Below are 26,078 nucleotides of genomic sequence, written 5' to 3'. Positions count from 1 at the left end.
ACAGAGCCACTTTCCGCAGCAACATCAAACAAAAAGAATTGAGGAAGTGATGATATGCACAAGGCAAAATACACAGACAAAATAGTTATCAGATACAAGAAAATTACAAGACTTGTACACGCTACATGGCAAGGAAAAAATACAAAAATTCCTTTGGAACTCGACGTATTACAGGAGAACGAAGACCTTATAACCAAATGCAGAAACGTAGTTTATACACGACTTGGCGGTTATGGAATTATTTTTCCAAATGAAAAAGTAAGTTACTACGGATATGGCGGAATGACTGACAGATACCCTTTAGACCCTTATGGACTTACCGAAGATAACGGAAAAAAACGACTTCCGTTATTCTGTAGCAACGATTCTTCTCAGAAAGATTTTGAAACAGTTCTTTCCAAGTATCCCGACTTTCAGAAAGTACTTGATACTAAAGAAATATACTCAAATGTGGCAATAATGGATGCCCTTTATTACTGGAAAAAGGATAAGGAAAACTTTGTTTTACTTCTGAAAAAAAAGCTTTATTCTCTTGCCTTTACTGATTCATTCTACAATTTTCCAAAAGCAAAAAAGGATGAAATTATAAGCTTTATTAAAAACTGTCCGTATGAATTGCCGAATGTGGATGCATCCAAATTCTACAAGACTATTTCATTAATGAAAAAGCATAATGATTATGATTTTAAGGCTATGTTCCGTGTAAACTTTGGAATGGAAGTAAAGAAATCTGAATCTTTGGACTTCTTTAAAAAGACTAAGGAATACAGTCTTTTATCAGAAAACGAGCAGAAAGATTTTGATTCTTATTTCCTTTCAGATGTATCTTATAAGCTCAGTAATTTTTCATACGCTAAATTCAGAAGTCTTGTAAAAGACAAATTGAAATACCCTCAGACCTCTTATTCTGACCTTATGGATATAAAGTATGATGATATGCCTAAGGATGAATACATCAAGTTCTTGAACTATTACAACAAGGACTTTTCATACACAATCGAAAAGGCAAAAAAATGTTTCAAAAACTTTACCCTCGATACAGTAAAAGAAGTTTACAAGTTATGGAAAAAATATCCTACAGAAATCGAAGGACTGTGTGCCTTAAAGCTTTCACATCTTGCCCTCAACGAAGACTATTATAAAAAATCTGCGGACTACAAAAAGAAAGCCCTCAGATTTTTCTTGAAGGAAAAACAGTTTATATATCTTCACTCAACAATTGATTTAAATACCTTGGATGTAATGCTAGACCACTATCACGAAAACATTGATTTTGAGATTCTGCAATACATCTTCTACAACAAGTTCTATGTAAAAGACCTTGATGAAAAGCAGATTAAATACATTTATCAGAACAAGATAGAGGCTGATGAATACGCTAGTTACATCAAGGACTGTGTAAAACTTAATCACGACCTGACAGATAAGTTTTGGAAGTTCCCTAATGACTTTGAAAAAAGACATGAGAAAATCAAGGAAGAAATGGACAATTACAGAAAATGGGAAAAGGAAAATGAAGGTGTTTTGTACACCCAGGCAGTACAGAACTACATCAAAAAGAATCCACTTCTTAAAGTTGACGGATATGAAATATTCATCCCCGAAACAATTGAAGAAATACAAAAGCAGGCAGATATGCTTAAACAGTGCTTAATTTCAAACAATTACCCACAGAAAGTAATTGATTCAGATTGTGTTCTAGTCTTTCTTCAGAAAGACGGAGAACCTATTGCAACTTGCGAATTGAATGAAAAAAGAATCGTTCAGTTCAGACAGAAAGGAAATGGTTGCGTAACTGATGAAATGGAAAAAGCAATGCATAAATGGCTTGCTAAAGCAGACTTTAAGAAAGAAAAAGTTATTCAGAAAGTTGCTTAAAAATAAACTGTTTAGAAAGTTCGTTCGAACGAACTTTCTGACAGTTATCTAAAAAGTTCGATTGAACGAACTTTTTCAAAGGAGAATATAGGATATGAAAAATATTGAAAATATTGAATGTTGGAAGTTCTCAAATACAGATTCAGAACCTCAAGAAATCTTATGGCATTGTATAAGTTTAGAGAATAAGGAATGGGAAAAACTGACTCCATCTAAATGGCTAGAAATGAAGTTTTCCAAACAGTTCAATTTTGGAACAGATGAACTTACAAGAAACGGAATATATAAAATTGGTGGTTATAAATATAACCTCAGACCTTATCTTACCAAGTATCTTGTAAAAACTGATTATGACGGAATCTTTATCAGATATGCCCCAAATGTCAGACTTTTAAGAATTGCAAACGGATTTAACCGCAACTGTAAAGTTGCACTTGCACCAAAAAATTTCTAATTAAAGAAGGAGTAAAATTATGTTTTTTCAGAACTATATAACAATCGAAGGAAGACTTACAAGAAAGCCAGAGTTACAGACAAGCAAGAACGGAAAGGATTATTGCCGTTTTTCAATCTGCTATAACCAACAGAAAAAGAACAAGGAAACTGATGAATATGAATCAATTCCTCATTTTTTCAATTGTGTAGCCTTTAACTACAATGCAAAAACTGTAGCAAATATGAATAAAGGTGACCCTGTAAACGTAAGCGGAAAATTACAGTTTTCACAATGGGAAGATAGTCAAGGCGGTCGTAATACTTCCGTTACAATCCTTGCAGAAAACTTGAAGAAACTTGTAATTGAAAAACATAACAAGTCAGACAAGGCAACTCCCGAACCAAACACAAGAGCAGCAGAACCTTTGACAGACTTGGAAAAATATGAGGATGAAATTCCGTTCTAAAAATCAAAAATGTACATTTAGAATGTACACTAGAAAAAATAAATAAGGTTTTTATGCCGTTCTTTTAGGCTTGGGCTTTGTCGCCCAGGCTAAAAGAATCGGCAATTGAATACAAATTAAAACATAAGGAGTTTAATTATGGACAATGGAAAGTGTTGTTACTGTAAAGAAACAGTAGCAAAAGGTCTTGGATTCATCGGTGTAATTTCTTTTCACGATGAATGTTTCAAAAAGAAATTCATTAAAAATGCAAACTTTGGAATAAGCGAGCATATTGTATTTGATAAATAAGGAGGAAAAATATGGGATACAATTTTGGTGACATTTTAATTACTGACGGCTATGGAACTCTTTTTTACATTGATTGTGGAAATGATGATTCTACATTTTTTGGAACTTCTGATGAAAATGAATGCAAGCAAAAAATCGGACATTTTTATCCGCTATCTTGCGTTAAAGAAGTAATCGGAAATATCGAAGAAGATTCTGAAAATAATGATGAAGTCTTTTCTGAAAAAGAATGTGAGTAATTTCTGATTCTCATAAAGTGTCCTGATCTTCTAGCGAAGAACAGAGGCACTTTATGAGCTGAAAAAAAAATTTTTTTTGGCTCGCTGAAACTCGCCAAAAAAGATAGTTTATCTTGAAAGATTAATAAGGATTTTATGTTATTTTTCAAACGGCAGCTTATAAGCCAATACTTCTTCAATTTCATTCTTAATGGATTATGAGAAATTAAATGGCTCACAGGCTTTAATTGATTATGAAAATAAATAGAATCTGGATTCTTTCCAAAAAGTTCGTTCGAACGAACTTTCAGACAATGTTTCCAAAAGTTCGGTTAACCGAACTTTCAAAAAACATGTTAGTAAAGAAATGGTTGTCATAATGCCGATACTCTCTTATACTAATGTCAACCTAGAGTAAAAAGTGAAAAAAGTTCGTTCGAACGAACTTTTCAAAGGAGTTAAAATGCTTTTTCAAAACTATGTGAACATTGAAGGGTTTCTTTCTTCAAATGTTGAAATCAATGAAAAGAACGGGAAAAAATATGCTCGTTTTTCGGTATGCTATAACGAAAGTTATTATGATGAATCTAGTAATGAATGGAAATCTGTCCCAAACTTTTTTAATTGTGTAGCTTTTGACAAGGCTGCTGAAAAGCTTACCAAATATGAAAAAGGAATGCCTGTATCTGTAATCGGTAAGCTTATTTCTTCTCAGTACAAGGATGGAGAAGTTACAAGATATTCTGTATCAATCAAAGTTTCTGCGGTTAGAAAATTTGAGCTTGATGCAAATGAGAAAACAGAAACTTCCGAATCTGCAGATGGAGCATCAAAAGCTTTTGATGTATTCTAAAATCAAAACTGTATGTATTTTTGTAATTGTATAATTACAGAAATACATATATATTTAATAACAGATTATAAGATTAGTAACCGGAATCTTATAAAAGCGAAATGAGGTTTATATGAAAAAACAAATCAAGGTATCTTTTTTAATTTTAGCGTTATCTGTTTTTTTAGCTGGATGTAAAAACAATGTTTCCAACAAAGTTTTTACCAGAGAGAATTCTTTTATCATTTTTTTTGACAACAATGAATGTTCCTACAATGGAATTATCTTTGGAACTTACAAATATGATAAAAAGACAAATACGGTTTCAGTAAAACATAAGAACACAATCGGAGAATCTGTAACCGATTATTTTACTTATGATGAAAAAGAAAACTGCATCTACAACAAAGATAAAAAAAAGTACAGTTTCAAAATTACTGCGGACCAGGTAAAAATGACCAAAAGGAGATAAGACTATGAGTGTATATGTTGTAATGAATAATAAATATCTTGGAAAAAAACAGCTTGAACGATATGAAAACGATGCATGGAAAAATGTATCAAAAAAAATGGATCCGGAAAAATATGAATATTACACAGAATCTGTGGATGATGAAAAATTGCGTTCTTACAATTTTTCAGAAATAATCTGGAATCGTGTACGTAATCCATTCAATAAAACCCTTGAAAAAGTTATCGTTCCTTTTGAACCTGATAACTTTTTGGAAATGAAAAGAATAGGAGAGGAAAAGACAGAAGAAAAAAAAGCTGCTTTACAGGCAAAGTATTCAGAAGTTCTTTCTGAGAGGGATCGTAAATACGATGAAAAAAAACAGAAAGAACGTAACTCTGAAAAATATAAATATAACCTTGAAAATCTGATTAATCAGATAAATGTAAATGATCGGATTCTTGATGAAAATGATGATGATATGTCAGCAATGGCAAAATGGAAAAAGTCAGGTTTTATTATGCCAGCTCCTCATAAGATTTCTCAGCTTAAAAAATCTTATGAGAATATGACCTGGAAACAGTTCATCGCAATTGTAAATGAATTAATCAAAGATGATGAACCGGAGGCCCCTTTGTATAATTCAATTCCTAAAAAGACCATTATTCATAAAGAGCCTGACCCACAGTATAAATAAAATCCTGGCAAAAAGTTCGTTTCATCGAACTTTCTCCTAGTGGTAAAAAAAAACGAGCTGCGGCTCGTTTTTTTTATTTAACATTATTCAAAACTTAAATTATCAAAAATAAATTTTTCTTAAACTTATTCATAATTCAGACAACTAATTCTTAAATTACCTGAAAATGAAATTAAAGTTATCCATAATTTTTTTGGCTGATAAAAAGCCAAAAAAAAATTGTGGGTAACTTCTAATCTTGAATTGTTGAATTAATAATATGTACACCACCGGCAAGTTAAAAACGGTATACCTGGTTCTAGGTGTGTACATATTATGAGGATACCTACGGTATACCACAAGGGGTGTGGTATACCTATAATACTTAAAACCTACATAATATGTACGTTTTAAGGTATACCATTATTATATTAAAGAAGTTCGTTCGAACGAACTTCTTTAATGAAATATTTATCTTGTAATAAATTAATATCTACAACATAATAAAACACGGTAGAAAATAGAAATTGTAACAATTTTAGAGGATATGAATGAGACCATTACCAAACCTTGTATATATTAATACTCATGAAATAGACATTGGATTTAAGCCAAAGAATTCTCACCGAAAAGCTAAAAAAGAGGGAGTAGGGCAGGGTAGGGGAAGTCATGCTCATAAAAGTTTTTCAAAATCCGGATTTTCAGTTGCTGCTAATTTCACTGCTGGTAAAGCTCAAAAATGTATTACAAGAATGTCTTTTAGAACAAGTGCAAAATTGCATCTGAAAAATCTTGAATATATTCAGAAGGAAGGAAAGAGCATGGATGGTACAAAGCCTGTTCTTTACGGAAGTGATTCTGAAGATTATTACAGAGAAAACATGGATGAAAAAAATTGGCGAATTATAATTAGTCCTGAAAGCAATGATGTTGATCTTACTCTCCTTACAAGAGAATTTGTAAATCGACTTGAAAAATACAGCGGATATAAATTCACCTGGGTAGCCGCCAATCATTATGATACTAATAATCATCATACTCATTTACTCATTAATGGAATCGATAAAAACGGAAGGGATGTAAATTTTCTTCCTAAAGGTAGTTATCCGAAAATCTGTTCGAATATTGCCAAAGAATTATGTACCCAAATGATAGGTTATAAAACCAATGAACAGATAAAAAAAGAAAAAGAAAAATCAGCAGTTGCATCCAGAGTAACAGCTCTGGACCATAAACTTGAAAGATACATCAGCGATAACAAGATGGATAAGAGTTATATGAATGACCGTGATGCAATTCTTTTAAATACAAGGCTTGAATATCTGAAAACTCTTGATTTATGCAGCTTTGATAAAAATACAAGAACTTTTACTTTTAAGAATGATTGGATCGAAGAACTAAAAAAGCTTGCAAAATATAATATGTACTATGATGGATTTAAATATGCAGATTGTCCACGTGATAAATATACTTTGCATAAGGTCTCTGAAAATGGAGAGATTGAAGGAAAGATTCTTCACAAATATATCAGACAGAAAGACTCAAATAACTTCGCTCTTATTATTAAAAAGAATGATGGTAGTGTAGGCTTTGTGCCTCTTTCTTTTTATCCGACGGACTGTAGGGTAGGGGATGAAGTAAAAATTGTATTGAAAAACCAGAAAACCTACATCAATAAATTACATCATAAAAAATAAAAGTTCGTTTGAACGAACTTTCTCGTTTGAAAAATGTAATTGATTTTTTTTAATAACAATGTATAATTAACGCTTATGGAGAAAGATACTGTAGAAATTCCAGAAATTGTAAAATCAAAGCGTGGTGGAGCTCGTGACGGCTGTGGCCGTAAAAAGACGGGAAGACTTAAGATATATCAGAACCTTACAATCTCAGGTGTTCCAGAAGATATCGAGCTGATAAAAGAAAAAGCAAAACTGCATAATAAAAGTATTGCAAGTTATGTAATCGGATTAGTAAAAGAATCTGAATAAATAATAATATCAACCTATAAAAAGTAGACAAAAAGAAATTTAATAATTATTATTCTTTTCATGAAGAAAAGAACAAGTCCTATTCGAACGAGACCAAAAAAGAAGAATGGTCTTACTTTTTCCCTTGCACATAAACTAGTTCCTATTCTAATCATCTTAATTTCAATGATTATAGCAACTCAGACTTGTGCCAAAGATATTAACTATGATGAAGAATTAATTGGAAAACCATGGTTCTTATTCCATGGAGAGCCTTTCTATCCGCCTTATGCAATTATCTTTGTTTATATTGCATCCGCAACAAAACATCGTTTCGGCATTGGAGATATTGTCTATAATGACATGAAAATAATCGTAGCCGGAACTTTCATTGGTGTTATTTCTTATTTTGTTTTAGTCTATATCCGTTCAGTTATGAACAAGGAAGATGAACAGCTTCTTGCATCCGGAAGATGGGGTGATAAGAATACCCTTAAAGAAAACGGATTATTGGATACCTGTGGAGTTGTCTTAGGTCAGCTTTCTGATGCGGTTATTATTCCAAGTGTAAAAGACGGTGGTCTTAAACTTGATGTAAAAAGAATAGCACAGTTAATTCAGTATCACATGAATGTATGTGCAATGCTGATGTGCCCGACTCGTAGCGGTAAAGGTATTACAACTGTTACAACGTCTCATATTAATTATCCTGAGTCTTTAATTTCGATTGATCCGAAGGGAGAGAATTATGAAAATACAGCTGGTTACAGATGCCTGTTCTCTCATGTTTATAAATATTCTCCAACTTCAAAAGAAACTTTGAAGTTTAACATCATGGATGAAATCTCAGAAGAAAATCCGTTCCGTGATGCAAATACGATTGCAAAGATTTTGACAAGTCCTACAAACCCTGCTAGTAATGCAGATCCACACTGGGAAAATACCGCCAGAGTTTTAATTACAACTACAATTCTTCATTGTCTTTGTTCTAATTATGAAGATAAAAGCTTACCAGGTGTATATAGGTATCTGACACAATCGACAAAAGATTCAAAAGAAGATATGAAAAGACTTCTTTTGAAAAACATGATTAATTCTCCGCATTGTCGAGAAGATGTTCATCAATCGATTAAAAGTGGTGCGGCTCAAATTCTTTCTGCTGCTGATGAAGAATTGGGAAGTATTTATTCTGCAGCCCTTGAAGCTCTGGAAATTTTCAACGACCCTTACATTGCAAGTGTAAGTCAGTCTAGTGACTTTTGTCTTGATGACTTCAGATATTCTGAGGCTCCAGTTTCCCTATACTTCACAGTGCCTTTCCCTGACCTTGACCGCTTGAAGAGTCTGATGAAACTTCTTATTGAGTTTATCTGCCGTAAGTTCTCTCAGAATATGACAAGTTACGGAAATAAAGATTTGAAACATAATATCTTATTCCTAATAGATGAATTTCCAACCCTTGGGAGAATGGAAACTGTCGCCTGGTCCCCTTCGCAATTAAGTTTAGCCGCTTAAAAGCGAGGGGGGCCAGGTGATAAAAATCACGTTGAAACATTTGCGGGTATCTTAAACGGATACGGAATCAGTTTTTTATGGATCTGTCAGAGTAAATCTCAGATAGATAAGATTTATGGTCAAAACGCTCCGATTATTGACCACTGTAAGTTCTTGGTAACTTACTCAATTAATGAGGATAATACGGCAGAATATTTTTCAAAGAGAGCCGGAACAGAAGGTATTATTAAACAAAATATTTCTAACAGCGGTTCACGTTATGACTACGGCATGAATAATATGTCTATTTCAAATGACATTATTGAACGTCGTCTTATAACCGCCAATGAAATTGAAAATCTTCCTGGCGATTGTGAATTAATTTATACGCAAGGAGCTCCTGTGGTTCTTGCAAAAAAAATCGCTTATTATTCAGACCCTCGTTTCAAAGATAAAGTAAGACTTCCAAAGCCTGAAACAAGAAAAGAAATGCTGCAAGAATGTCTTACTTCGAGAGTGAAACGACCTGGTGATTCCAGATGGAATGATTGTGAAATAGAATTGGAATATTATTCAGAAGTTGATGTAAATCATACATTAAAAAGTTCTTCTGATATTACAAAAAACAATTCAAATAATGCTTATGGTAATAATAGCGAAGAAGAAGCAAAAAAAGGAGAACTTGCAACAGTTTTAATTTAATTATGAAAAAGATTGAATTTGAAAAAAAAACAAACAAGACTACATCTAATAAAAGTACTGTAGTATGTACAAAACTTAGCAATTCTGAGTTAAATCTTTTTAAAGCAAAAGCTTTAGAAATGAATTATTCAACTTCTGAATTATTAAGGGAAATCATCTTAAAGTATCTTGATAATGATGTATGCCATGAAAACATTCTTCAATCTTCAATTCTTAAGGTTATGCAGAAAGTTGACGCTTTAGGGGCAAAACAAGAGTTTTTCGAACAGCTCTTTTACTGCTGGCTTGCTCAATGGTTTTTGACGCATCCGAAAGTTGAAGAAGATGAAAAGATAATCATAAAGAACTCTATAAACAGACGTAATGATTTTATTAATTCATTTATAGCCAATGTTTATAACGAGAATGAAGAACTTTATGAATTATTGTTTGCAAACAAAGTAGAAGAGGAGACAGACTAATGCAGAATACAGAATCAGAATTAGTCAGACGAGAAAAAGAGGCAATTCTTTATTCTCTTGCATCCTTGAAACCTTTTTTTGAAGATCCGAATGTTACAGATATTTTCGTGGATAACGGAAATGTCTCTGTAAAAGAATTTGGAAAAGAGCTGCATGATGTAAATATTACTCTGTCTAATCAGCAATGTAAGAATATTATCGTACAGATTGCAAATCACATGGGGATTACAATTGATTATATAAATTATCCGGTCCTTGAAGGAACAGTACCTTATTACGATGCCCGAATTACTGGTATTTTAAATTGGGTAAAAAATCCTTTCATTACAATCCGAAAGAGACCAACTGTTATTTATACCTTTGATGATTATGTAAAAAATAAACAGTGTTCTCAGGAAAACATTGATAAAATTAAGCACTTCATAAAGTTCCGCAAGAATATCCTGATCAGTGGTGGTACTGGCTCTGGTAAGACTACATTTACAAACGCTTGTATCAAGCAGATGGAAGAATATACTCCTAACGCAAGATTCTTTATTGTTGAGGATAATGCGGAATTACAGACTACGGCAAAATATGCTCAAAAGCTTACAATCAAAACAGAGGAAGCTATGAGTGCAATCAAGCTTTCTCTTCGCTGTAGTCCAGACCGTATTATCTTTGGTGAGATTCGTGACGGAGATGTTCTTTGGAGTTTGCTCGATGGATTCAATACCGGACACCCAGGCGGAATATCTACAATTCATGCTAACAGTGCTCAGGGAACACTTAAGAGAATGAGAACTCTTTTAACACAAGCTCATAAGCCAGATGTTCCGGTTGATGGACTTATTGATTTAATAGTTCATTTAAGCCGTTCTGAAGAAACAGGTATTGTTGTTGATGAAATCCTTGAAACAAATAATCATGACCTATATTAACTTGATATAATAAATATTATTATATATTATTAAAATCAACCTAATAAAAGGAGATAAAAAAATAATGACTGCTAAAAAAAAGTTATTAAGTGTTTTGTTCTTAGCTTTTGTATGTGCATCAAATATTTTTGCTGCAGGTAACGGAGCTTTGAGTTCAATTGAGAAAGTGTTTGGTACACTTTATTGGTTTTTCAGCTCAACCTACATGGTTGTAATCTGTACTGTTGGTCTTGTAATCATTGCTGTTCAAATGATCACAAACAGAGGTGAGCCTGTTGTTATGAAGAAACTTGTTCCTTGGGGAGCAGCAGTTTTAATCATCGGAAGTGCATCATTTATTTGTAACCTCTTCTTCAAACCTTCTGGAAAGTTTGCAGTTGATAAATTGACTTCTGGCGAGTATACCTTTGATTCTTGGGATTCAGGTTCCAGCCCTTCAAGACCGTAACAATGGCAGATACTGAAAAAATTACTGATTACAGTTATCCGGTTCATAGAAGTATTATGAAAAGACAATTAATTATGGGAGTGCCTTTAATACCTCTCGTAATAATTGTCTTGGCAACCATCATAATTGTTTTAGACTTCAAACTTTGGATAATACTTCCGTTCAGTGCAATCTTAATTTACATAATGAAAGAAATAACCAAAAAGGATGAATACTTATTGGAAATATTTCTTAATTCATTACTCGAACCAGACCACCTCGAATAAATATTCCAAAACAATTCAGTTAGTAAAAACAAGATTTTTCACTTAGTGAAAAATCTTGTTTTATTGTACTATTACTGTTATACTTAAAATCAATCTAAGATGAGTAGTTAAGAGAAGGTTTATATGATGTCTAAAGGTATTATCATTCTGAAAGCTTTAATAGCTAAACGCAGATTACGCAGCATCTGCATGGAATTTGATATAAGTTATAAATATTGCCACGCTGTTTCTGAAGGAAAAAAAGAGCCTTCGCTTGACCTAATGAAAAAATTAAGATTTTTAATTCCTATGGATTATTGGGCTGATGATGCCGATAGAGAATTCATAGAACAGGTTAGGGAGAATCTAAAAAAAGAAGAATCATCTGCACAGTAGTTTTTTAATTCGGCTTTTATATTTGTCATTGACTTATTTCAAACATTATAATAAACTCTTAACTAGGAGTCCCAATTAATGAAAACAATAAGTATTTACATGCAAGCTGGCGGAGTAGGTAAGACCTCTTTCACTGTTATGCTTGCCTATGAATTAGCAAAAAATGGAAAAGTATTGATTATTGATGCAGACCAGCAGAGTAATACAACTCTTCAGTTTGTAAAAGATTTTGGTACAGTTCAGTACGTAATAGATAATCCTGAGCTTATAAAAAAATGCTGTACGATTAATGATATTGAAAGTGAAAACATTATTGAAGAATTAAATAATATATCGGATTTTTGCAATGAATATATTTATGAAGGAAGTCAGGGAATTAAGGTTTCTGATTTCTTCAGTAATGAAGATATTCTTAATGAATATTGTGAAAAGTTTGAAAGAGATAGTGAAGTTCTAAAAGAACTTTATAAAATGATTTCAAAATTTGCCACAAAGAATTGCAGAGATTTTGTTTCAGTTCTTAGAGAAGATGCCGAACTTGAAGACGCAATCCTTGAAGTTCGTTCAGAATCTGAAAGTCTTAAAGGACTTTATATCCTTCCATCAAGAAATACAAATACAAAACTTCAGAACTTCTATGAAAGCGGTGATTTCCGTGATGAACCGGAAATTATTCCTCGTATCCTTAAAGAAGCTGAGAAACTTGGTTTTGAATATGTTTTCTTTGATTTACCACCAACTTTCGGTTGGGCCCAGAAAATCTTACTTTCTTACTGTGATATTATTATTCCTATCATTAATCCTGATGAAAAGTCTATTGATGGACTTATGCAGTTTAATGAACATATGGATAAGCTTAAAAAAGAATATAAAGGTAAGTTTACAGAAACTAATTTACTTATCATTAATCGAGAAAAGAAAGACAATAAAGTACATCAGCATTGGATCGAAGTCTTGAAAAACTCACCTTATACAATCTTTGAATTCCCGGATTCTAACAGTATTACAAGTGCTGCTAGCCAAAAGTTAGTGCTTCAGGAATGGCAAAAATCAAGTAAACTTTGTACAACAATCAAAGAACTTGCTGATGAAGTTATAAAAGGAGAATAGAGAAAATGGCAAAGCTTGATTTTAGTAAGAAACCTCAGAATATTGGTGTAAAGGTTGAAAAGAAAGAAACTGTAAAATTTGATTCTGCAGATATCAATAGAGTTGTAAAGATTCCAACTAATCTTATTGATATTGGAGAGAATATTCGTAATGAAAAAAATGATGCAGAACTTGAAGAACTTGCAGAATCTATTAAAGAGTATGGTCAACTTGAACCGGTAATTGTATATAAAGAAGGTGAACGCTATACCGTAAAAGTTGGTTCACGAAGAACCAAAGCCTGTATGGTTTATGATATTCCAACTGTTGATTGTATTATTGCAGAACATGCCTGGAAAGATGAAAAAGAGAGAATTATTCTTCAGGCTATTGAAAATGAACACCGCATCAATATGTCTACAAAAGAACGAGAAACCTATATCAAAAAGTTACAGGATATGGGAATGTCTAATGTAGAAATTGCAGCAGCTTTACATAAGCCAAAAAGCATGATTACAGAAGCTCTTAAAGCTCTTGAGGCACGTGAAGAAAATGCAGATATTTTTGAAAATCTTGAAGGTGAGGCTACAAGCCGTTCCGCTTATGATTTTGGTAATCTCAGCGAAGAACAAAAAGAGAAAGTAAAAGCTGAAACTAAAGAAAAGGGAAATACAGCATCTGCATTCCAGAAGGCTGTAAAAGCTGAAAAAGAAAGGATTAAGAATAAAGAGAAAAAAGAGCCTGAAATCAGTAATGATGAAGTTAATGAAATGTTTGATATTGATTCAGATGATTCTGATATTTCTGATAATGTTGTATTTGACGATGATGAAGAATCTGAAAATCCAAAAGAAGTTTCTCTTGGAATTAATTTAAACTATTCTATAAATGAAACTGATAAAGTTTTCAAATGGACAAGCAACAAAAAAGAATTTAATTCAAAAGTTGAAAAGTTCATTATTAATCAGATTGAAAACTTTTATCTGGAAGAAGGTTATACTATTGGATAAGCCATATTATTCAGCATCTGAAATATGTCCTATTCTCAACATGAAATACTCTTCTGTTATCCATTTACTTCAACAATACAACATTCCTAAAGTTGATAATAAATATCTGATAACAGAAGAGCAGCTGGAATTGCTTAAAAACCGTAAGAATCAGACCCTTAAGAGTGATATGTTTAACGACTATCTTTTATATAAAAAAAAGGTTTTAGATTAACATGAATGAAAGAAAAACAAAAAAAGATATCGTTGAATCTATCTGCAATGATTATTCCTTTGATAAAAATACTGTATCAGAATTATATTCTATAATTTTTAATAAGGTAAAAGAAGAACTTTGTGAGGGCAATACAGTAATGGTCATGGACTTTGGCCTTTTTGAATTGAAGTATAGAAAGGGAAAGAGTGTCCGGAATCCCAAAAATGGAGAAATGCTTTCTTATGATTCTCATTATAATGTAAGTTTCAAACCTGGTAAGGAATTAAAAGAGAAATTAAGACAGCTATAAAGCTAAATTTTCTATTATCTTTTGCTTAGCAAATTTTCACTTTTTCTATTAAAAAAACATTCAATTCTATACTTGAAATTATTATTGAAATGTCTCAAACATATTACTAACTCTGCAAACGGAATATCATTTATTACAATTTCGTTTTTACGAACAATAAAACAATTATTAAAAACAAAGACTTCTTCCGGTTCATAAAATTTTATTACAATACTAAAACGTTCATTAACATGCTGTAGTAAATCGATACTGGTAATACATTTTAAGTTTGATGAAGAAATATCCTTTATCATGCAATTATAGAATTTTTTCTTAAATGGCAGGGTAAATGTATTTAATAATCTGAGTCTTCGGAGATTTTCTTTTGTACATAAAATACGTTCTTCTCTACGTTTTTGTTTTTTTATTGCATCCAATAAGAAGTTATTTAATGCAATTAAAAAATCTTCTTTATTTATGCCTGTAATTGTTCCTTCTATCGAGAACATATATTGACCATTAAATATTGAATCAACTTTTACGTTGAGTTCAATATTTCCAAAAACAGAATTAAATGTAATCTTTGATTTAACATCTTTAGTAATTGTAGTTTTTGGGCATACAAATATTACAGAGGTTTCATTTATATGCTGTAATAATATAAAAATCTTTTCCTCATGCAGTTTTAAATATGTTGTATAAATACCAAAATGTTGTCTAACATTGGATGCAAGTGTCAGATAGTTCATAGGATATTTCTCTCCTTATATTTCTCAAAAATATATTCTAAATAATTCAAATAATTTTTCTTTCTCAAAAATACATTTATTTCCTTAAAAAAAAGAGGATTTATAAAATATAGAAAATCATCATCCCGTTTTGACTTTATAAATTTTACAAGTCGCATGCATTCTTTTTTATCATACAATGCTTCAACTTTGATCTTCTCTTTTACCTGGACCAGATTCTGTTTTTCTTCTTGTCCGTTGATTACATATATTCTGCAAAACTTGTTATAATAGAAAATCAAAAAAGTATTGGTATTGTCTGCATATTCAATTGTTGTTCCGTTATAACCTATTTCTTTTCCGATCGAATAAAGTCTTACAAATTCATTATTCAACGAACAAACTGTCATTAAAGCCCCACTATAAAAGTTCGTTCTAACGAACTTTTTATTTCAATACTTGAAATATATATGAATCCATTATAATATATCAATGTCAACCGTGCAAAGAAAGATAATATTTTTTATTATAAATCAGGAGTAAAAATTGGATACAGTAAAAAGTAAAAGCAGATTCATTAATCTGATGAAAGAACACAAACCTGTTATGGATGGAAATCAACCAAGAAATGGTCAAGAATTTATTGTGTTTGAAAATAAGTTCGGTCAGGCAAAAGTTGCTTGCATCTTAAACTGGAAAAACGGGTTTCTTCATTCTGAAGAAAATATTCCGGCAGTACAGATGGAAGATTCACATACAGAATATTGGAAAGACGGCTATCTTCATAATGAAAAATACGATGAAAACGGAAATCTTATGGCTGCTGTATATGCCGATTATGGAGAATCAAAAGAATATTGGATTAACGGTAAACGTATTTCCTAATTATTCATAATTTTAATTAAGTATATTAGTACGTTGTACTTAATATAAACCTTGATAATGCTTATGCATTAATTGATTTAAATGTAAGGATGGTAACACAAATGGAAAAAGAAAACAGCACAGAGAACTACGAGAGCAGCTTGGTAAGAAAGTTCGTTGACGATCTTAATAAAGGTCAGAGTTTCTTACAGGCATCTAATCAGAAACCTGATTATGTACTTAATGCAAGTACAAATGAAGTTTTCCAGGGAATCAACATGATTATTGTTGGTCAGGCAATGCGTGACAACAATAAAGTATCAGCTCAGGCTCTTACTTTGAATCAGCGTGATTCTCTTGATTATATGTCAGCTCCTGGAACAAAACATATCGCTACTGCTATTTACGATAAGTATGATGCATGGTGGAGAAAAAATGATCCAGAAGTTATAGCTGGTAAAGAAGTTGCGGGAACTCACAAAAAGAATGCAGATGGAACTTATGTAAAAGATAAGATTTTCTCTCTCATTTTTGCTGCAGATGATATTCGTAAAAGAAAGTTCGTTGCAGAACGTGATGAAGAGGGTAATGTTGTTCATTATACTGAAGATATCTACAAGAAAGATAAAAATGGCAACAACATCCTTCATACAAGTGATGGAAAAACAAAGCTCAAAGATGGTACTGAAATCTCCTTTAAGAAAGGTGATCCAATCATTGAACACCACAAAGGAGCAGTTAAGGGCTCTTACAAACCATCTGATGAAAGAATTGTTTCTACTCAGCCGGCAAATCTTCCACCTCTGTATTCAGAAGAATTGGCACCTATTCCAAAACGAAAGGATGATTCCACAAAGGAAATGTTTGTTGAGAAATTAGCAATTGCATTCCGTGGAAAACTCCAGGGTAATTTTGAAGGTATCAATTTCTCGAAGAAAGAAATTGCTGCAATTGCAGATGAATATCTAGGTCATCAGAATCAGTTCATTAATGCCGTTAAATCTGCTGAAAACAGAGCAAATATGACAGTTAGTGAATACAACAAAATGATGGAAAACATCAATGCTAAAAATAATTCTATGACTGAAGTAAATCAGAATGTACATGTTAATGAGAAAAAAGCTTCTCGTAAACATTAATTTTCTTTTTTCAAAAAATGGGGGGAAGGAAACTTCCCCTTATTTAATTAAAAAATAACTTAGAGCCTGGTTATATACAAATACAAATCCTATCTTATTACCAAGTATTTCAAAGTTATAATTATTTTTCTTTAAGCTTTTATAGAACTGGAGACTTACACAAAATGGAAGATAATGAATTTGATAAATACGTAGAATCAATGCAAGAAAATGGCGGAATGTCCGAAGCTGCAATAGAGAAAGATATCGAAGCTTCTTTTGTTGATAAACCTGATTATTTTGATGAAGATGGTAATCCACATTATTTCGATGAAGAAGAAGAAGATGATGATGATATTACAGAAGAAGACAATACTTCTGAATTAACAGAAGAAGACCTTGAATTATGCCGACAAGTTATTCCTGGTGCTCAATTTGCTTTTACAAGAGAATTGTGTGAAGGTGAAGAGGGCGAATTCTTCAGAAATAAACTCAAAGAAATAGCAAATAAGTGTCGTAAGATTACGACAAATGAAGATTTATATAACGAAGATATGACACATGATATAGGTTTCAGATATTTCTTAGGTAGTACTGAGATCTATTGTACCCAGCTTTATCCAGATGAAAACAATCCAAAAAAAACTGATGGTTATGGTTTTGGTTATGTAATATTAAATGGTGATTTACAAATGTCTGAATGGGGTGATATTCCTATCAGTGAAATTAGAGATATTGATTTTATGGAAATGGATTATCATATTCCAGAAGGAAAAACAGTAGAAAAATATCTTTTTGAACGGCATCCAGATTATTTTGATGACCCTGATAATAAAGATAAGTCAGTCCATGAAAACTCTCCTTTATATAACGTAGAAAAAAAGAAAATTAATGTTGTTGCAGAAGATATAAAGAAAGATTTTATCGACCCGTCTATAACTGAAGAACAGCTTTATCAAAGCAAGAGAGAACTTGAAAAAATAATTGCTCCTGTGTTGAAAATTAAAGGACAAAAATCCGAAATGCAGCAGGCTTTCCAAACATTTCGTGAACATGGTGTTTTTGATATCACGAATAAAAAGATAGATATGAAAGACGGTCAAATAACTGCAAAAGGACAGCAAGAATTGGCCGCTGCTCTTGAAATATACCGCAATAAAAGTTTTGAAACTTTCAGATATCTTTTTATTGATAGAGAATCCGGAACTATTAAAGACCAGCTTGCAGTATCTAGTTATTTACCAAACCGTTCTGTTGTGGGAACTACTGAAACTTTACAAAAAGTCATATCTCATTTTATTGATACAGATACTGATGTTGTAGTCTGTCATAATCATCCTTCGGGAAGAACAGAGCCATCGATGGATGATATATCAACTACAGAAAGCCTCAAAAAATCTCTTACAAATTCTAATAATGAATGCAGACTTCTCGGTCATATCATTATAGACCATGATACTTTCTCTTATTACAATCCTTCTAATAGCGAATGGAATTATGTTGTTAATGAAAATAATAAAGGAAAAGAAGATCCACTTCTTAATAAGAAAGAAGATTTTCCAATAAAAGAAACAACTTCTTTAAAAAGTACAACACAACTTGAATCTATTGCACAACAAATAAATGATTCTAATAATTGGAATGACGCTTTTATTCCAGTTACATTTTTGGACAGTGATAACAGAATTAACGGGCTTCGTTATTATTCTTGTAATTATTTTGACAAAGATGTTTCAAATATAAAAAAAGGATTGAAAAAAACAGCCCTTGCAAATCATTCTATTAATGCAATTCCTTTCTTAACTGAAAAAGTCTGTACACAAATTGAAAATCAATATGGAAAGGAATCTCTTCGAAATATTGAACAAAAGATGAAAGATTGTATTAAACAAGATGCATTCCTTGATGTATATTTCAAAGATGGTTCTCTTACAAGTACATATGATTTGAAACCTGGAAAGAATTATCAATATCCAATAAAAACACGCTCAGAAAATTCAACATTTATTCCATCAATAAATGAAAGACTCTTTACAAATTCCGATAAGCTTGTAAAAGAAGAAAATACTGAATATAAAACCAAGAAAATTAAGTTATCACAAGAATCTATTGATTTTTATCGCAATATGGCTCAGACAAGGAAAGAGCAGGAAACTAGTATTGTAAATATTCTTTATAGAAAAGACTTAAAGGATGATACACTCTATGCTATTTTTCCGGACCATAAATTTTCAAAAAAAGATTTCTGGGAATACTATTCTTCATCAAATGAGAATAAGGCTATAAGTCCAGATTGTTTGAGCAAAAAGACTAGTGCATGTACAGAATCGGAAAAATCGAAGATTGAAACACTTGTTAAAGAAAATATCCTAAAAGGAACTGGCATTAAAATAAATGAATATCAGAATCTTGATGATGTTCCTTATTTTAAGGACAAGAAAATTAGCGATCTGACTGAACAAGTTAAATTTCTTAAAAATCAGAATACGACATTTTTAGATTCTCTTGAAAAAAAACTAAGTACTGAAGCAAATACTGCAAAACAAGTACTTAATCTGCAGCTTACAAATAATCTTACAAAGGAGCAGATTAATACAATTATTAATAATGCAGTAAAACAGGCAAATGAATTCCGTACTGAGAATCAAAATATTAATTCTAATAATCATTCTTCAAAGAAGGGTAGGAAAGCATAAATGACTAAAGAAATATTTGATAGTATTGATTTTAAGAACAATTTCAAAAAATATGAAATAGAAGGAAATAAATATTATATAGCATTATATAATGACCAAGAAAATCATACTCGGAGAATCATCCTTGATACTGATTTAAAAGAAATCTCAAATACTTTTGAATTAAAAAATGGTTTTAAAAATAATAATAATTTAAAACCTTTTGAAGAAGATGAACTTAGCAATATTCAAAAAAAATTAAGAACTTCATTAAAAAATGAGAAAGACAATCTAAAAAGAGTGAAAAAGACTGAAAATAAAAATACATCTTATACAAAAATGTCTCTAGAAGAACGTCTTAATAAACTTGATGAAGCTGGAATCAAAGTTGGAAATATTTATAAGTTTGAAACAAAATATGATAATGATATATCTGTATCATATTTTCAAGTTTTTCAAGCTGATGATAATGAATTAAGACTCCGCCGTTATTCAAAGAATCCTGAATTCAGAGCTCAGACAAATCTATATCAGAAAGCAAATGCAGATAATATTAATGGTATTAATGCGGTTGCAATTTTACAAAATGATTTTGCCGTTCATATGCTGAATGCGAAATATCAAGAACATCCAGATAATGAAGAAGCTTTTGTTAATAATAATGTTTATGTAAACTTTACTGATATTACAAAGGCAGCTAAAGAGAGTGAATTAAAGCAAAAAAAATCTTTATTAACTAATAAGCATCAGCAATCTGAAGAACTTGATAATGATACTTTTGTTTGTATTAATACAATTCCAGAAGATGTAAAAAGATATTATAAGCAAAATAAAAAAATAGAACTTTCTCCTGAAAATTATACTAAGAAGCTTTTTGAAATGACTAAGGCTCTGAATAAAGTTGATTATAATTATCAAAATATTTCAGAAGTAGATAAAAAATTAATTAAACCATTACTTGATAAATATAAAAAAACAGATGGCTCTGATTCTGAACTTAAAAAAGTTTTTAATCAATTTATTTTCGATAACCAGAATGATGAAGTACTTGATCGTTATGGAATCCTTTTCATGAAAACTCGTGATAATCATTTTAATGGATATGAAAAGAAACATAGCCAGCATGTAAAAAGTGATATGGATGATAACTTACGGGCAATAAAGGAAAATAAACATCCTCTCCAACAGACAGGAGTGGTGCCGGATTATATTTACAATCCTGTAAATAATGCAATCTATCGTGGAAACAATCAGATGGCCCTTGCTCGTAATAATTTGCTGAATGGTATTAATACACCAGCATATGTTCCAATGAGTAATTTATTAAATCAAAATGCAAACATTTCAAATCTGAAAGCAAAATGTATGATTATTGCTAATGGAATGAATTCCAATGGACAATATGTATATACATTATGCGTTCCTTGTAAACCAACCAGAGCAGAAAAAAAGGCTGCAAAGGAAGAAATGAGAAGAAATATATTTGATGCAAAATACAAATATAAATATGGCAGTCTTCCAGAGTTTAATACTAAATTAGCATTGATTCCTGAAAAACAACCACCTGTTGAAAACACTGAATTACTTCAAAGACCAGAGGCAATTGATTTAAGGAAAGCTGATATTGAAACTCAATTAAACTATGATATTGCAAATTACATTTACTGTTCGCTTACAAAAGAACCATTCCAAAGCTGCAGAGATTGGAAAAAAGAACCTGCCAAATCTGAGTTCTTTAAATTTGCATTGAATAATCCAGAAAAAATGATGCGTATTTCAAATGTCGCATACGAAAACACTGTAAAAAATGCAAGGCCAAATGCAATTAGTAATGAGAATTCAAATACAAATAATAATGTTCTTGTAAATATGAATGAAAATGTTGAGAAAAAAGGAAGAAAAAGAGCATGAAAAAAAATAAAGTTACTTTAGATGAACTTGAAAATAAAGATATATTTCAAAAATTCCTAGATTTAAATAGTGAAGAATTAATATATCATAAAAAAGACAATAATGAACCTCTTTATAAACAGCAGTCTTTTATTGAAAAGAATAAAATTGAAGGACTGCAAAGTATAATTCTGGAAGATCTGAAAAAACATAATTACATTGCTATAAAACAATTTGGAAATGTAAATAAATGCCAGGTCTCAGAAAGTTTCGAAAATGCTTTATTGTTTATTTCAGATTCAAATTTAAGTAAATATGAATTTGAATTTTATAAGGATACAATCAAACTTTTAAATGAAAAAAAACATCCGCTGCAAAATAAGGCAACACCTTATTTATTTTACAATGTTAACTCATATCTGATTTATAAAGGAATATCTTATTTTAATATTCTTTATCGCAATTTTCAGAATAACAATGAATGTCAGATGTATATAAATAATGAAATGTGTCTATCGCACAATATCATTATTGAAGATAAAGCTTATGAAATAATTATTCTTTCAAAAAAAGACATTTTGAGAAACAAAGATATCTTTGAATCTATCATACCTGTTAATAAAACTAATTATGGTACTTCAGATCTTATATATAAGATTTCAAACATCAACTATGAAAAAAGTCTGCTTCTAGAAGATGATAGCCCAGAGATTAAGTTGACAAAAGTTATTAAAAATTATTTTTATAGCGTTTTGTCTAATAAGGAATATGAACCTGATTGTTATACAACAAGCCAAGAGTTTATTGATTTTATAAAAGAACATCCGGCTTTATTTATTCGAATCATAAATAATGTATGTTTCAATTCTTTTGGAGAATATATAACGGTAAATGAAAATATTTAAAGATAAAGATATTAAAGGTAATATCTTTAGTTATGTTCCATATGAACATACAGCACCTTCATATAAACCACGTTATATTCTCAGTAATACAATAAATCATTTAGGCATGGAAAGTTTTTTATTTAGAAAAACAGATAAAGCTTATTTTGTTTTTACTAAATTTGAAAAACCAGAAAATTCTTTTTTTTCTCAAATTTATTTCAAAACCTATAATGATGCAATTAGATTAAAAACAGGAAAAGAAGAACATTGTTTCATTCCTTATAATGATGTTACCAAAAATCATTTAAAGGAATTGAACGATCGAACTTTTAAGACTGCTCCTTTCAAATGTGAAGTAGATTATTTTAATAATATAAAAGAATACCTTCCTTTATGTGATGCTAAAGATTCTCTATTAAAGAACAAAGAATCTTTTCAAACTTCAAATAAAATTAAAGGTATAAAACCTTATCAAAAAGGAAAATATACTTTTGATGGAGAACATCCTCAAAATAATCTAAGTCATTTGATTGAAATTAATCTAAGATGTTGTGCGAATCTTCAGCCTTTTAATCCTTTGGATTATATGAGTAAAGATACATTAAAACAAATAATTGATTATTCTAGAATGCATCCGGACAAATTATTTGAAGCCTGGAAGTATAACTGTAAAAAATTAGATAACGAAAATCTTGATTATAAAAGATTGTTAGCTGAAAAATCAAAAGAAATTTCTAATCAAAATATTTTTTCAAAAATACAAGGGAGTATTAAAAAACGATAATGGCATACAAAACACTTTCAAAAGAAGAACGACAGAAGAAAAGAGATGACTATGAAAAACAAGTTGCAGACATGTTTATCAAAGGTATTCAGGAAGGTACAGCCCCTTGGAGAAAACCTTGGGTACCTGGTGTAAATAAGCGTGATTACAATCTCTTCCAAATGACAGATAAAAATGGAAAGCAGATAAATCATTATAAAGGAATTAATGGACTTATCTGTGAAATAAACCGTAGCTTACTTGGTTCTGAAGATCCTCGCTGGTGTACTGTAAATGAACTAATGGAATACAATGGAAAAATTGAGGATGATAAAGAACATTTATGGGTAAAGAAAGGCGAGAAGGGTACTACAATCTCTTTCTTTGAAAGACGTTTCTATGATAAGGATGGTAATCCAATCAGATATGATGAAAACAATCCAAACTATGAAGGTGTAGAAATTGCATACTCTAAACCTATTTTAAGAAGCTGGGTAATTTTCAATGCTGCTCAAATTGGAAAATATACCTATGATGAAAATGGAAATAAGGTTAAAGATGAAAATGGAAATGCAATCTATAGACCTGGTTTTGAACCAATGAAAGTTGAGAAAGAAGATAAAAAAGTTATTGAAACTTTAATTGAACCAGAAACTCTTATTAAAAATACTGGTGTAAAAATTGTTTATGACCAGATAGACCAGGGCTATTATACAGAAATGGATGATCATATTCATCTTGTACCAAAAGATAAATTTAATTCTCAAATCGACTACTATAGTACTGTTCTTCATGAATTGACTCACTGGACTGGAGTATCCTGGCGTTTAGACAGAGAAGAATTTGCCAATTATGGAAAATCTAAACAATGGAGAGCAAAAGAAGAACTTGTTGCTGAAATTGGAAGTTATCTTCTTGCAAAAGATTGTAACATTATGTTCAAACCAACAGATAATAATTTATCTTATGTAGAATCCTGGTGTAGTTCTTTAAAAGAAAAACCAGCATCTATTTTTGAAGCTTGTCAGAAGGCCAAAAAAGCTTCTGATTATATTCAGGATTTTACAAGAAATAATACTAAAGAAAAAGTAAATGAATCGACAACTGAGAATGTTGAAATTCAGATTAAAGGCAGGAAGGGTAGATAAATAATGAAAAAATCAAAATTTATTGCATTAATTATTTTATCAGCAGCTTTTCTTATTACAAAAACTACTCAGCTGATAAATCGTAACAACAATGCAGAAATAGTAGAAGAAAAACTAACTCAGGAAGAAAAAAACAAAACTTATGATGCTATTGTAACAAAGGTTGTAGATGGTGATACTATCAAAATCCGTTTTGTAGGTACAATTCCTGAAGAATGCTCCGCAGAAGAAACAATAAGGCTTATAGGTGTAAATACTCCGGAATTGAATATCCATAAAAAGAAAGAAAAAGAATATTATGCTACAGAGGCAGCGGACTTTACAAGCAAATGTTTATCTGGGAGAAGTGTAAAACTTCGTTTTGATACAGTTTCAAGCAGAAGAGATAAATACAAAAGACTAATTGCCTACGTTTATCATGAAGATTATTTATTTAATAAAATACTTATTGAGCAAGGTTATGGAAACTATTATCCAAACTTTAAATTTGAAGATTATTATATGAACCTTTTCAGAGGTGCAGAATTTTATGCAAAGACAAATCATAAGGGGAAGTGGAGCTAATGAATACCAACTTTACAGATTTTATACAAACAGTTCCAGAGGAAAAAGGGAATAGAAAAACTATTAGCCTTTACAAATTAATTTATCAGAATTGTCCGGAGACAATAAAAACAATCAATAAAAGAATTAATGGTAAATCTTTAATTAATAAAATTAAAAAAAATAAGAACTGGTATATCATTATAATCAATTACCTTACAGTAAATGATATATTACGTACTGAGAAAACTGAAATAGGAACGTTCCATAATGTTACAGAAAAGTATATTAAATATTTTAATGTACCAAAAAGTACTGTATTTGCTCAGGTAAACTTTCTACAGCACCTTAATTTATATAAAGATACTGCAGAAGAATTCTTAGTTGCAGTAAAATTAAAAACAAAAGAAGGTGAAGAGTATTTTAAGACTCCCAAAAAAGATGAGAGCATAAAAGTACCAAAAAAACTAAAAAGAATCTTCCACATTTCAGCATATGCTCTTTTATGTTGGTCTTTATTACAATATGGAATTATGATTCCAAAATATGGATACTTAAATATGCTGCCAATGATAATTAATTCTATTCTATTTTCAATTTCTGTAGTATTATTAATTCAAGACAAGGAGTAGGGGAAATGAAGTTAAAAGAATATATTGAAGAAAATAAAGAAATACTTTATAAAATCGAATGTTTTGTAAACACAAAAAACGTTCCAGATATTAGTGATGAGAATACACGTGAGTTTTTTTCTGCAAATGATGGATTTACTGAAACCTATGCAACTGACATGAAATTGAGTCAAACATTACTGGAAGCTGAACCGGTCAAAGTTTATCTTATGGATAAAACAACTTACGAAAATGTAATTTATAATGATTTCAGAGAATGTCATATTCCAGAAAATAAAAAAACACTTGTAGCCTTGTATTCCAATGATATTATTGTTCCTGGGAGAATTGAATAATATAAATAATAAAAGTAAAAAACTATT

At 30.8% G+C, this 26,078-nt stretch carries 31 protein-coding genes and 1 pseudogene; 30 read left to right on the top strand and 2 right to left on the bottom strand.

Features of this window, described 5'->3' with window-relative positions; all coding sequences use genetic code 11:
* Nucleotides 1–54 precede the first annotated feature (54 nt).
* The 20 genes and pseudogenes from AABJ44_RS15115 (at nucleotide 55) to AABJ44_RS15015 (ending at nucleotide 14,489) form a co-directional block, all read left to right on the top strand.
* Entirely contained in the window at nucleotides 55–1,878 is a 1,824-nt protein-coding gene (locus AABJ44_RS15115) for a PcfJ domain-containing protein (protein ID WP_338371323.1), read from the top strand.
* A gap of 94 nt (nucleotides 1,879–1,972) precedes the next feature.
* Complete coding sequence (locus AABJ44_RS15110; protein ID WP_338371322.1) at nucleotides 1,973–2,332, top strand: hypothetical protein; 360 nt, start codon at nucleotides 1,973–1,975, stop codon at nucleotides 2,330–2,332.
* Nucleotides 2,333–2,351: 19 nt separating this feature from the next.
* Complete coding sequence (locus AABJ44_RS15105) at nucleotides 2,352–2,780, top strand: single-stranded DNA-binding protein (protein WP_338371321.1); 429 nt, start codon at nucleotides 2,352–2,354, stop codon at nucleotides 2,778–2,780.
* 138 nt (nucleotides 2,781–2,918) lie between these two features.
* Complete coding sequence (locus tag AABJ44_RS15100; RefSeq protein WP_338371319.1) at nucleotides 2,919–3,071, top strand: hypothetical protein; 153 nt, start codon at nucleotides 2,919–2,921, stop codon at nucleotides 3,069–3,071.
* Between the two features lie 11 nt (nucleotides 3,072–3,082).
* Nucleotides 3,083–3,310 carry a hypothetical protein gene (locus AABJ44_RS15095; protein ID WP_338371318.1) on the top strand — a complete coding sequence of 76 codons (228 nt, stop codon included), beginning with the start codon at nucleotides 3,083–3,085 and terminating at the stop codon, nucleotides 3,308–3,310.
* A 442-nt stretch (nucleotides 3,311–3,752) separates the two neighbouring features.
* Entirely contained in the window at nucleotides 3,753–4,142 is a 390-nt protein-coding gene (locus AABJ44_RS15090; protein WP_338371316.1) for a single-stranded DNA-binding protein, read from the top strand.
* 112 nt (nucleotides 4,143–4,254) lie between these two features.
* Entirely contained in the window at nucleotides 4,255–4,593 is a 339-nt protein-coding gene (locus AABJ44_RS15085; protein WP_338371314.1) for a hypothetical protein, read from the top strand.
* A 4-nt stretch (nucleotides 4,594–4,597) separates the two neighbouring features.
* Nucleotides 4,598–5,269 (top strand): hypothetical protein, encoded by a 672-nt coding sequence (locus AABJ44_RS15080; protein WP_338371312.1) that lies wholly within the window; start codon nucleotides 4,598–4,600, stop codon nucleotides 5,267–5,269.
* Nucleotides 5,270–5,799: 530 nt separating this feature from the next.
* Nucleotides 5,800–6,945 (top strand): relaxase/mobilization nuclease domain-containing protein, encoded by a 1,146-nt coding sequence (locus AABJ44_RS15075; protein WP_338371311.1) that lies wholly within the window; start codon nucleotides 5,800–5,802, stop codon nucleotides 6,943–6,945.
* Nucleotides 6,946–7,020: 75 nt separating this feature from the next.
* Nucleotides 7,021–7,239, top strand: a complete 219-nt coding sequence (locus AABJ44_RS15070) for a hypothetical protein (RefSeq protein WP_338371309.1) — start codon at nucleotides 7,021–7,023, stop codon at nucleotides 7,237–7,239.
* 60 nt (nucleotides 7,240–7,299) lie between these two features.
* Nucleotides 7,300–9,414, top strand: a pseudogene (locus AABJ44_RS15065) (type IV secretory system conjugative DNA transfer family protein).
* Between the two features lie 2 nt (nucleotides 9,415–9,416).
* Complete coding sequence (locus AABJ44_RS15055; protein WP_338371420.1) at nucleotides 9,417–9,875, top strand: hypothetical protein; 459 nt, start codon at nucleotides 9,417–9,419, stop codon at nucleotides 9,873–9,875.
* A complete protein-coding gene (locus tag AABJ44_RS15050; protein WP_338371419.1) occupies nucleotides 9,875–10,795 on the top strand; it encodes an ATPase, T2SS/T4P/T4SS family in 921 nt (306 codons plus the stop codon). The genes AABJ44_RS15055 and AABJ44_RS15050 overlap by 1 nt, the downstream gene beginning before the upstream one ends.
* Before the next feature lie 64 nt (nucleotides 10,796–10,859).
* Complete coding sequence (locus AABJ44_RS15045; protein WP_338371416.1) at nucleotides 10,860–11,243, top strand: TrbC/VirB2 family protein; 384 nt, start codon at nucleotides 10,860–10,862, stop codon at nucleotides 11,241–11,243.
* A 2-nt stretch (nucleotides 11,244–11,245) separates the two neighbouring features.
* Nucleotides 11,246–11,509 (top strand): VirB3 family type IV secretion system protein, encoded by a 264-nt coding sequence (locus AABJ44_RS15040; protein ID WP_338371415.1) that lies wholly within the window; start codon nucleotides 11,246–11,248, stop codon nucleotides 11,507–11,509.
* A 123-nt stretch (nucleotides 11,510–11,632) separates the two neighbouring features.
* A complete protein-coding gene (locus AABJ44_RS15035) occupies nucleotides 11,633–11,884 on the top strand; it encodes a hypothetical protein (protein WP_338371414.1) in 252 nt (83 codons plus the stop codon).
* 78 nt (nucleotides 11,885–11,962) lie between these two features.
* A complete protein-coding gene (locus AABJ44_RS15030) occupies nucleotides 11,963–12,994 on the top strand; it encodes an AAA family ATPase (RefSeq protein WP_338371413.1) in 1,032 nt (343 codons plus the stop codon).
* 5 nt (nucleotides 12,995–12,999) lie between these two features.
* The gene (locus AABJ44_RS15025) at nucleotides 13,000–13,983 is read left to right on the top strand and encodes a ParB/RepB/Spo0J family partition protein (protein ID WP_338371412.1); all 984 of its coding nucleotides are present in this window, start codon (nucleotides 13,000–13,002) and stop codon (nucleotides 13,981–13,983) included.
* The gene (locus AABJ44_RS15020; RefSeq protein WP_338371411.1) at nucleotides 13,976–14,197 is read left to right on the top strand and encodes a hypothetical protein; all 222 of its coding nucleotides are present in this window, start codon (nucleotides 13,976–13,978) and stop codon (nucleotides 14,195–14,197) included. The genes AABJ44_RS15025 and AABJ44_RS15020 overlap by 8 nt, the downstream gene beginning before the upstream one ends.
* Nucleotide 14,198: 1 nt before the next feature.
* Complete coding sequence (locus AABJ44_RS15015; RefSeq protein ID WP_338371410.1) at nucleotides 14,199–14,489, top strand: HU family DNA-binding protein; 291 nt, start codon at nucleotides 14,199–14,201, stop codon at nucleotides 14,487–14,489.
* A 14-nt stretch (nucleotides 14,490–14,503) separates the two neighbouring features.
* Here AABJ44_RS15015 and AABJ44_RS15010 read toward each other — a convergent pair whose 3' ends face one another.
* Together AABJ44_RS15010 and AABJ44_RS15005 are read right to left on the bottom strand one after the other, a co-directional pair.
* Nucleotides 14,504–15,217, bottom strand: coding sequence for a hypothetical protein (locus tag AABJ44_RS15010; protein WP_338371409.1), 714 nt, complete (start codon nucleotides 15,215–15,217; stop codon nucleotides 14,504–14,506).
* Nucleotides 15,214–15,606, bottom strand: coding sequence for a hypothetical protein (locus AABJ44_RS15005; protein WP_338371408.1), 393 nt, complete (start codon nucleotides 15,604–15,606; stop codon nucleotides 15,214–15,216). The genes AABJ44_RS15010 and AABJ44_RS15005 overlap by 4 nt, the downstream gene beginning before the upstream one ends.
* 136 nt (nucleotides 15,607–15,742) lie before the next feature.
* Between AABJ44_RS15005 and AABJ44_RS15000 the strand changes: the two genes are divergently transcribed.
* From AABJ44_RS15000 to AABJ44_RS14955, 10 genes are all read left to right on the top strand, one after another.
* On the top strand, nucleotides 15,743–16,081 hold the full coding sequence (locus AABJ44_RS15000; RefSeq protein ID WP_338371406.1) for a hypothetical protein: 339 nt from the start codon (nucleotides 15,743–15,745) through the stop codon (nucleotides 16,079–16,081).
* Nucleotides 16,082–16,182: 101 nt separating this feature from the next.
* Complete coding sequence (locus tag AABJ44_RS14995) at nucleotides 16,183–17,199, top strand: hypothetical protein (RefSeq protein ID WP_338371405.1); 1,017 nt, start codon at nucleotides 16,183–16,185, stop codon at nucleotides 17,197–17,199.
* Nucleotides 17,200–17,363: 164 nt separating this feature from the next.
* Complete coding sequence (locus tag AABJ44_RS14990; RefSeq protein WP_338371404.1) at nucleotides 17,364–19,874, top strand: JAB domain-containing protein; 2,511 nt, start codon at nucleotides 17,364–17,366, stop codon at nucleotides 19,872–19,874.
* Complete coding sequence (locus AABJ44_RS14985) at nucleotides 19,875–21,764, top strand: hypothetical protein (RefSeq protein ID WP_338371403.1); 1,890 nt, start codon at nucleotides 19,875–19,877, stop codon at nucleotides 21,762–21,764.
* Nucleotides 21,761–22,648 carry a hypothetical protein gene (locus tag AABJ44_RS14980; protein ID WP_338371402.1) on the top strand — a complete coding sequence of 296 codons (888 nt, stop codon included), beginning with the start codon at nucleotides 21,761–21,763 and terminating at the stop codon, nucleotides 22,646–22,648. Before AABJ44_RS14985 ends, AABJ44_RS14980 begins: the two co-directional genes overlap by 4 nt.
* Nucleotides 22,635–23,414 carry a hypothetical protein gene (locus AABJ44_RS14975; protein ID WP_338371401.1) on the top strand — a complete coding sequence of 260 codons (780 nt, stop codon included), beginning with the start codon at nucleotides 22,635–22,637 and terminating at the stop codon, nucleotides 23,412–23,414. Before AABJ44_RS14980 ends, AABJ44_RS14975 begins: the two co-directional genes overlap by 14 nt.
* Nucleotides 23,414–24,541, top strand: coding sequence for an ArdC family protein (locus AABJ44_RS14970; RefSeq protein WP_338371400.1), 1,128 nt, complete (start codon nucleotides 23,414–23,416; stop codon nucleotides 24,539–24,541). Before AABJ44_RS14975 ends, AABJ44_RS14970 begins: the two co-directional genes overlap by 1 nt.
* 3 nt (nucleotides 24,542–24,544) lie before the next feature.
* On the top strand, nucleotides 24,545–25,105 hold the full coding sequence (locus tag AABJ44_RS14965; RefSeq protein ID WP_338371399.1) for a thermonuclease family protein: 561 nt from the start codon (nucleotides 24,545–24,547) through the stop codon (nucleotides 25,103–25,105).
* Nucleotides 25,105–25,716 carry a hypothetical protein gene (locus AABJ44_RS14960; RefSeq protein WP_338371398.1) on the top strand — a complete coding sequence of 204 codons (612 nt, stop codon included), beginning with the start codon at nucleotides 25,105–25,107 and terminating at the stop codon, nucleotides 25,714–25,716. Before AABJ44_RS14965 ends, AABJ44_RS14960 begins: the two co-directional genes overlap by 1 nt.
* A gap of 5 nt (nucleotides 25,717–25,721) precedes the next feature.
* Nucleotides 25,722–26,051 carry a hypothetical protein gene (locus tag AABJ44_RS14955; protein WP_338371397.1) on the top strand — a complete coding sequence of 110 codons (330 nt, stop codon included), beginning with the start codon at nucleotides 25,722–25,724 and terminating at the stop codon, nucleotides 26,049–26,051.
* The last annotated feature ends 27 nt before the right edge of the window (nucleotides 26,052–26,078 follow it).

The organism is Treponema bryantii, from assembly GCF_036492245.1.
GTDB classification, from domain to species: Bacteria; Spirochaetota; Spirochaetia; order Treponematales; family Treponemataceae; genus Treponema_D; species Treponema_D bryantii_C.
The sequence above is the reverse complement of the archived record's forward strand: the minus strand, read 5'-3'. Positions and strand labels throughout refer to the sequence as shown.

Excerpts from the sequence above, each read along its gene's own strand:
- AABJ44_RS15115 (WP_338371323.1), top strand. The coding sequence starts at position 55 with ATGCACAAGGCAAAATACACAGACAAAATAGTTATCAGATACAAGAAA.
- AABJ44_RS15110 (WP_338371322.1), top strand. The coding sequence starts at position 1,973 with ATGAAAAATATTGAAAATATTGAATGTTGGAAGTTCTCAAATACAGAT.
- AABJ44_RS15105 (WP_338371321.1), top strand. The coding sequence starts at position 2,352 with ATGTTTTTTCAGAACTATATAACAATCGAAGGAAGACTTACAAGAAAG.
- AABJ44_RS15100 (WP_338371319.1), top strand. The coding sequence starts at position 2,919 with ATGGACAATGGAAAGTGTTGTTACTGTAAAGAAACAGTAGCAAAAGGT.
- AABJ44_RS15095 (WP_338371318.1), top strand. The coding sequence starts at position 3,083 with ATGGGATACAATTTTGGTGACATTTTAATTACTGACGGCTATGGAACT.
- AABJ44_RS15090 (WP_338371316.1), top strand. The coding sequence starts at position 3,753 with ATGCTTTTTCAAAACTATGTGAACATTGAAGGGTTTCTTTCTTCAAAT.
- AABJ44_RS15085 (WP_338371314.1), top strand. The coding sequence starts at position 4,255 with ATGAAAAAACAAATCAAGGTATCTTTTTTAATTTTAGCGTTATCTGTT.
- AABJ44_RS15080 (WP_338371312.1), top strand. The coding sequence starts at position 4,598 with ATGAGTGTATATGTTGTAATGAATAATAAATATCTTGGAAAAAAACAG.
- AABJ44_RS15075 (WP_338371311.1), top strand. The coding sequence starts at position 5,800 with ATGAGACCATTACCAAACCTTGTATATATTAATACTCATGAAATAGAC.
- AABJ44_RS15070 (WP_338371309.1), top strand. The coding sequence starts at position 7,021 with ATGGAGAAAGATACTGTAGAAATTCCAGAAATTGTAAAATCAAAGCGT.
- AABJ44_RS15055 (WP_338371420.1), top strand. The coding sequence starts at position 9,417 with ATGAAAAAGATTGAATTTGAAAAAAAAACAAACAAGACTACATCTAAT.
- AABJ44_RS15050 (WP_338371419.1), top strand. The coding sequence starts at position 9,875 with ATGCAGAATACAGAATCAGAATTAGTCAGACGAGAAAAAGAGGCAATT.
- AABJ44_RS15045 (WP_338371416.1), top strand. The coding sequence starts at position 10,860 with ATGACTGCTAAAAAAAAGTTATTAAGTGTTTTGTTCTTAGCTTTTGTA.
- AABJ44_RS15040 (WP_338371415.1), top strand. The coding sequence starts at position 11,246 with ATGGCAGATACTGAAAAAATTACTGATTACAGTTATCCGGTTCATAGA.
- AABJ44_RS15035 (WP_338371414.1), top strand. The coding sequence starts at position 11,633 with ATGATGTCTAAAGGTATTATCATTCTGAAAGCTTTAATAGCTAAACGC.
- AABJ44_RS15030 (WP_338371413.1), top strand. The coding sequence starts at position 11,963 with ATGAAAACAATAAGTATTTACATGCAAGCTGGCGGAGTAGGTAAGACC.
- AABJ44_RS15025 (WP_338371412.1), top strand. The coding sequence starts at position 13,000 with ATGGCAAAGCTTGATTTTAGTAAGAAACCTCAGAATATTGGTGTAAAG.
- AABJ44_RS15015 (WP_338371410.1), top strand. The coding sequence starts at position 14,199 with ATGAATGAAAGAAAAACAAAAAAAGATATCGTTGAATCTATCTGCAAT.
- AABJ44_RS15010 (WP_338371409.1), bottom strand. The coding sequence starts at position 15,217 with ATGAACTATCTGACACTTGCATCCAATGTTAGACAACATTTTGGTATT.
- AABJ44_RS15005 (WP_338371408.1), bottom strand. The coding sequence starts at position 15,606 with ATGACAGTTTGTTCGTTGAATAATGAATTTGTAAGACTTTATTCGATC.
- AABJ44_RS14995 (WP_338371405.1), top strand. The coding sequence starts at position 16,183 with ATGGAAAAAGAAAACAGCACAGAGAACTACGAGAGCAGCTTGGTAAGA.
- AABJ44_RS14990 (WP_338371404.1), top strand. The coding sequence starts at position 17,364 with ATGGAAGATAATGAATTTGATAAATACGTAGAATCAATGCAAGAAAAT.
- AABJ44_RS14985 (WP_338371403.1), top strand. The coding sequence starts at position 19,875 with ATGACTAAAGAAATATTTGATAGTATTGATTTTAAGAACAATTTCAAA.
- AABJ44_RS14980 (WP_338371402.1), top strand. The coding sequence starts at position 21,761 with ATGAAAAAAAATAAAGTTACTTTAGATGAACTTGAAAATAAAGATATA.
- AABJ44_RS14975 (WP_338371401.1), top strand. The coding sequence starts at position 22,635 with ATGAAAATATTTAAAGATAAAGATATTAAAGGTAATATCTTTAGTTAT.
- AABJ44_RS14970 (WP_338371400.1), top strand. The coding sequence starts at position 23,414 with ATGGCATACAAAACACTTTCAAAAGAAGAACGACAGAAGAAAAGAGAT.
- AABJ44_RS14965 (WP_338371399.1), top strand. The coding sequence starts at position 24,545 with ATGAAAAAATCAAAATTTATTGCATTAATTATTTTATCAGCAGCTTTT.
- AABJ44_RS14960 (WP_338371398.1), top strand. The coding sequence starts at position 25,105 with ATGAATACCAACTTTACAGATTTTATACAAACAGTTCCAGAGGAAAAA.
- AABJ44_RS14955 (WP_338371397.1), top strand. The coding sequence starts at position 25,722 with ATGAAGTTAAAAGAATATATTGAAGAAAATAAAGAAATACTTTATAAA.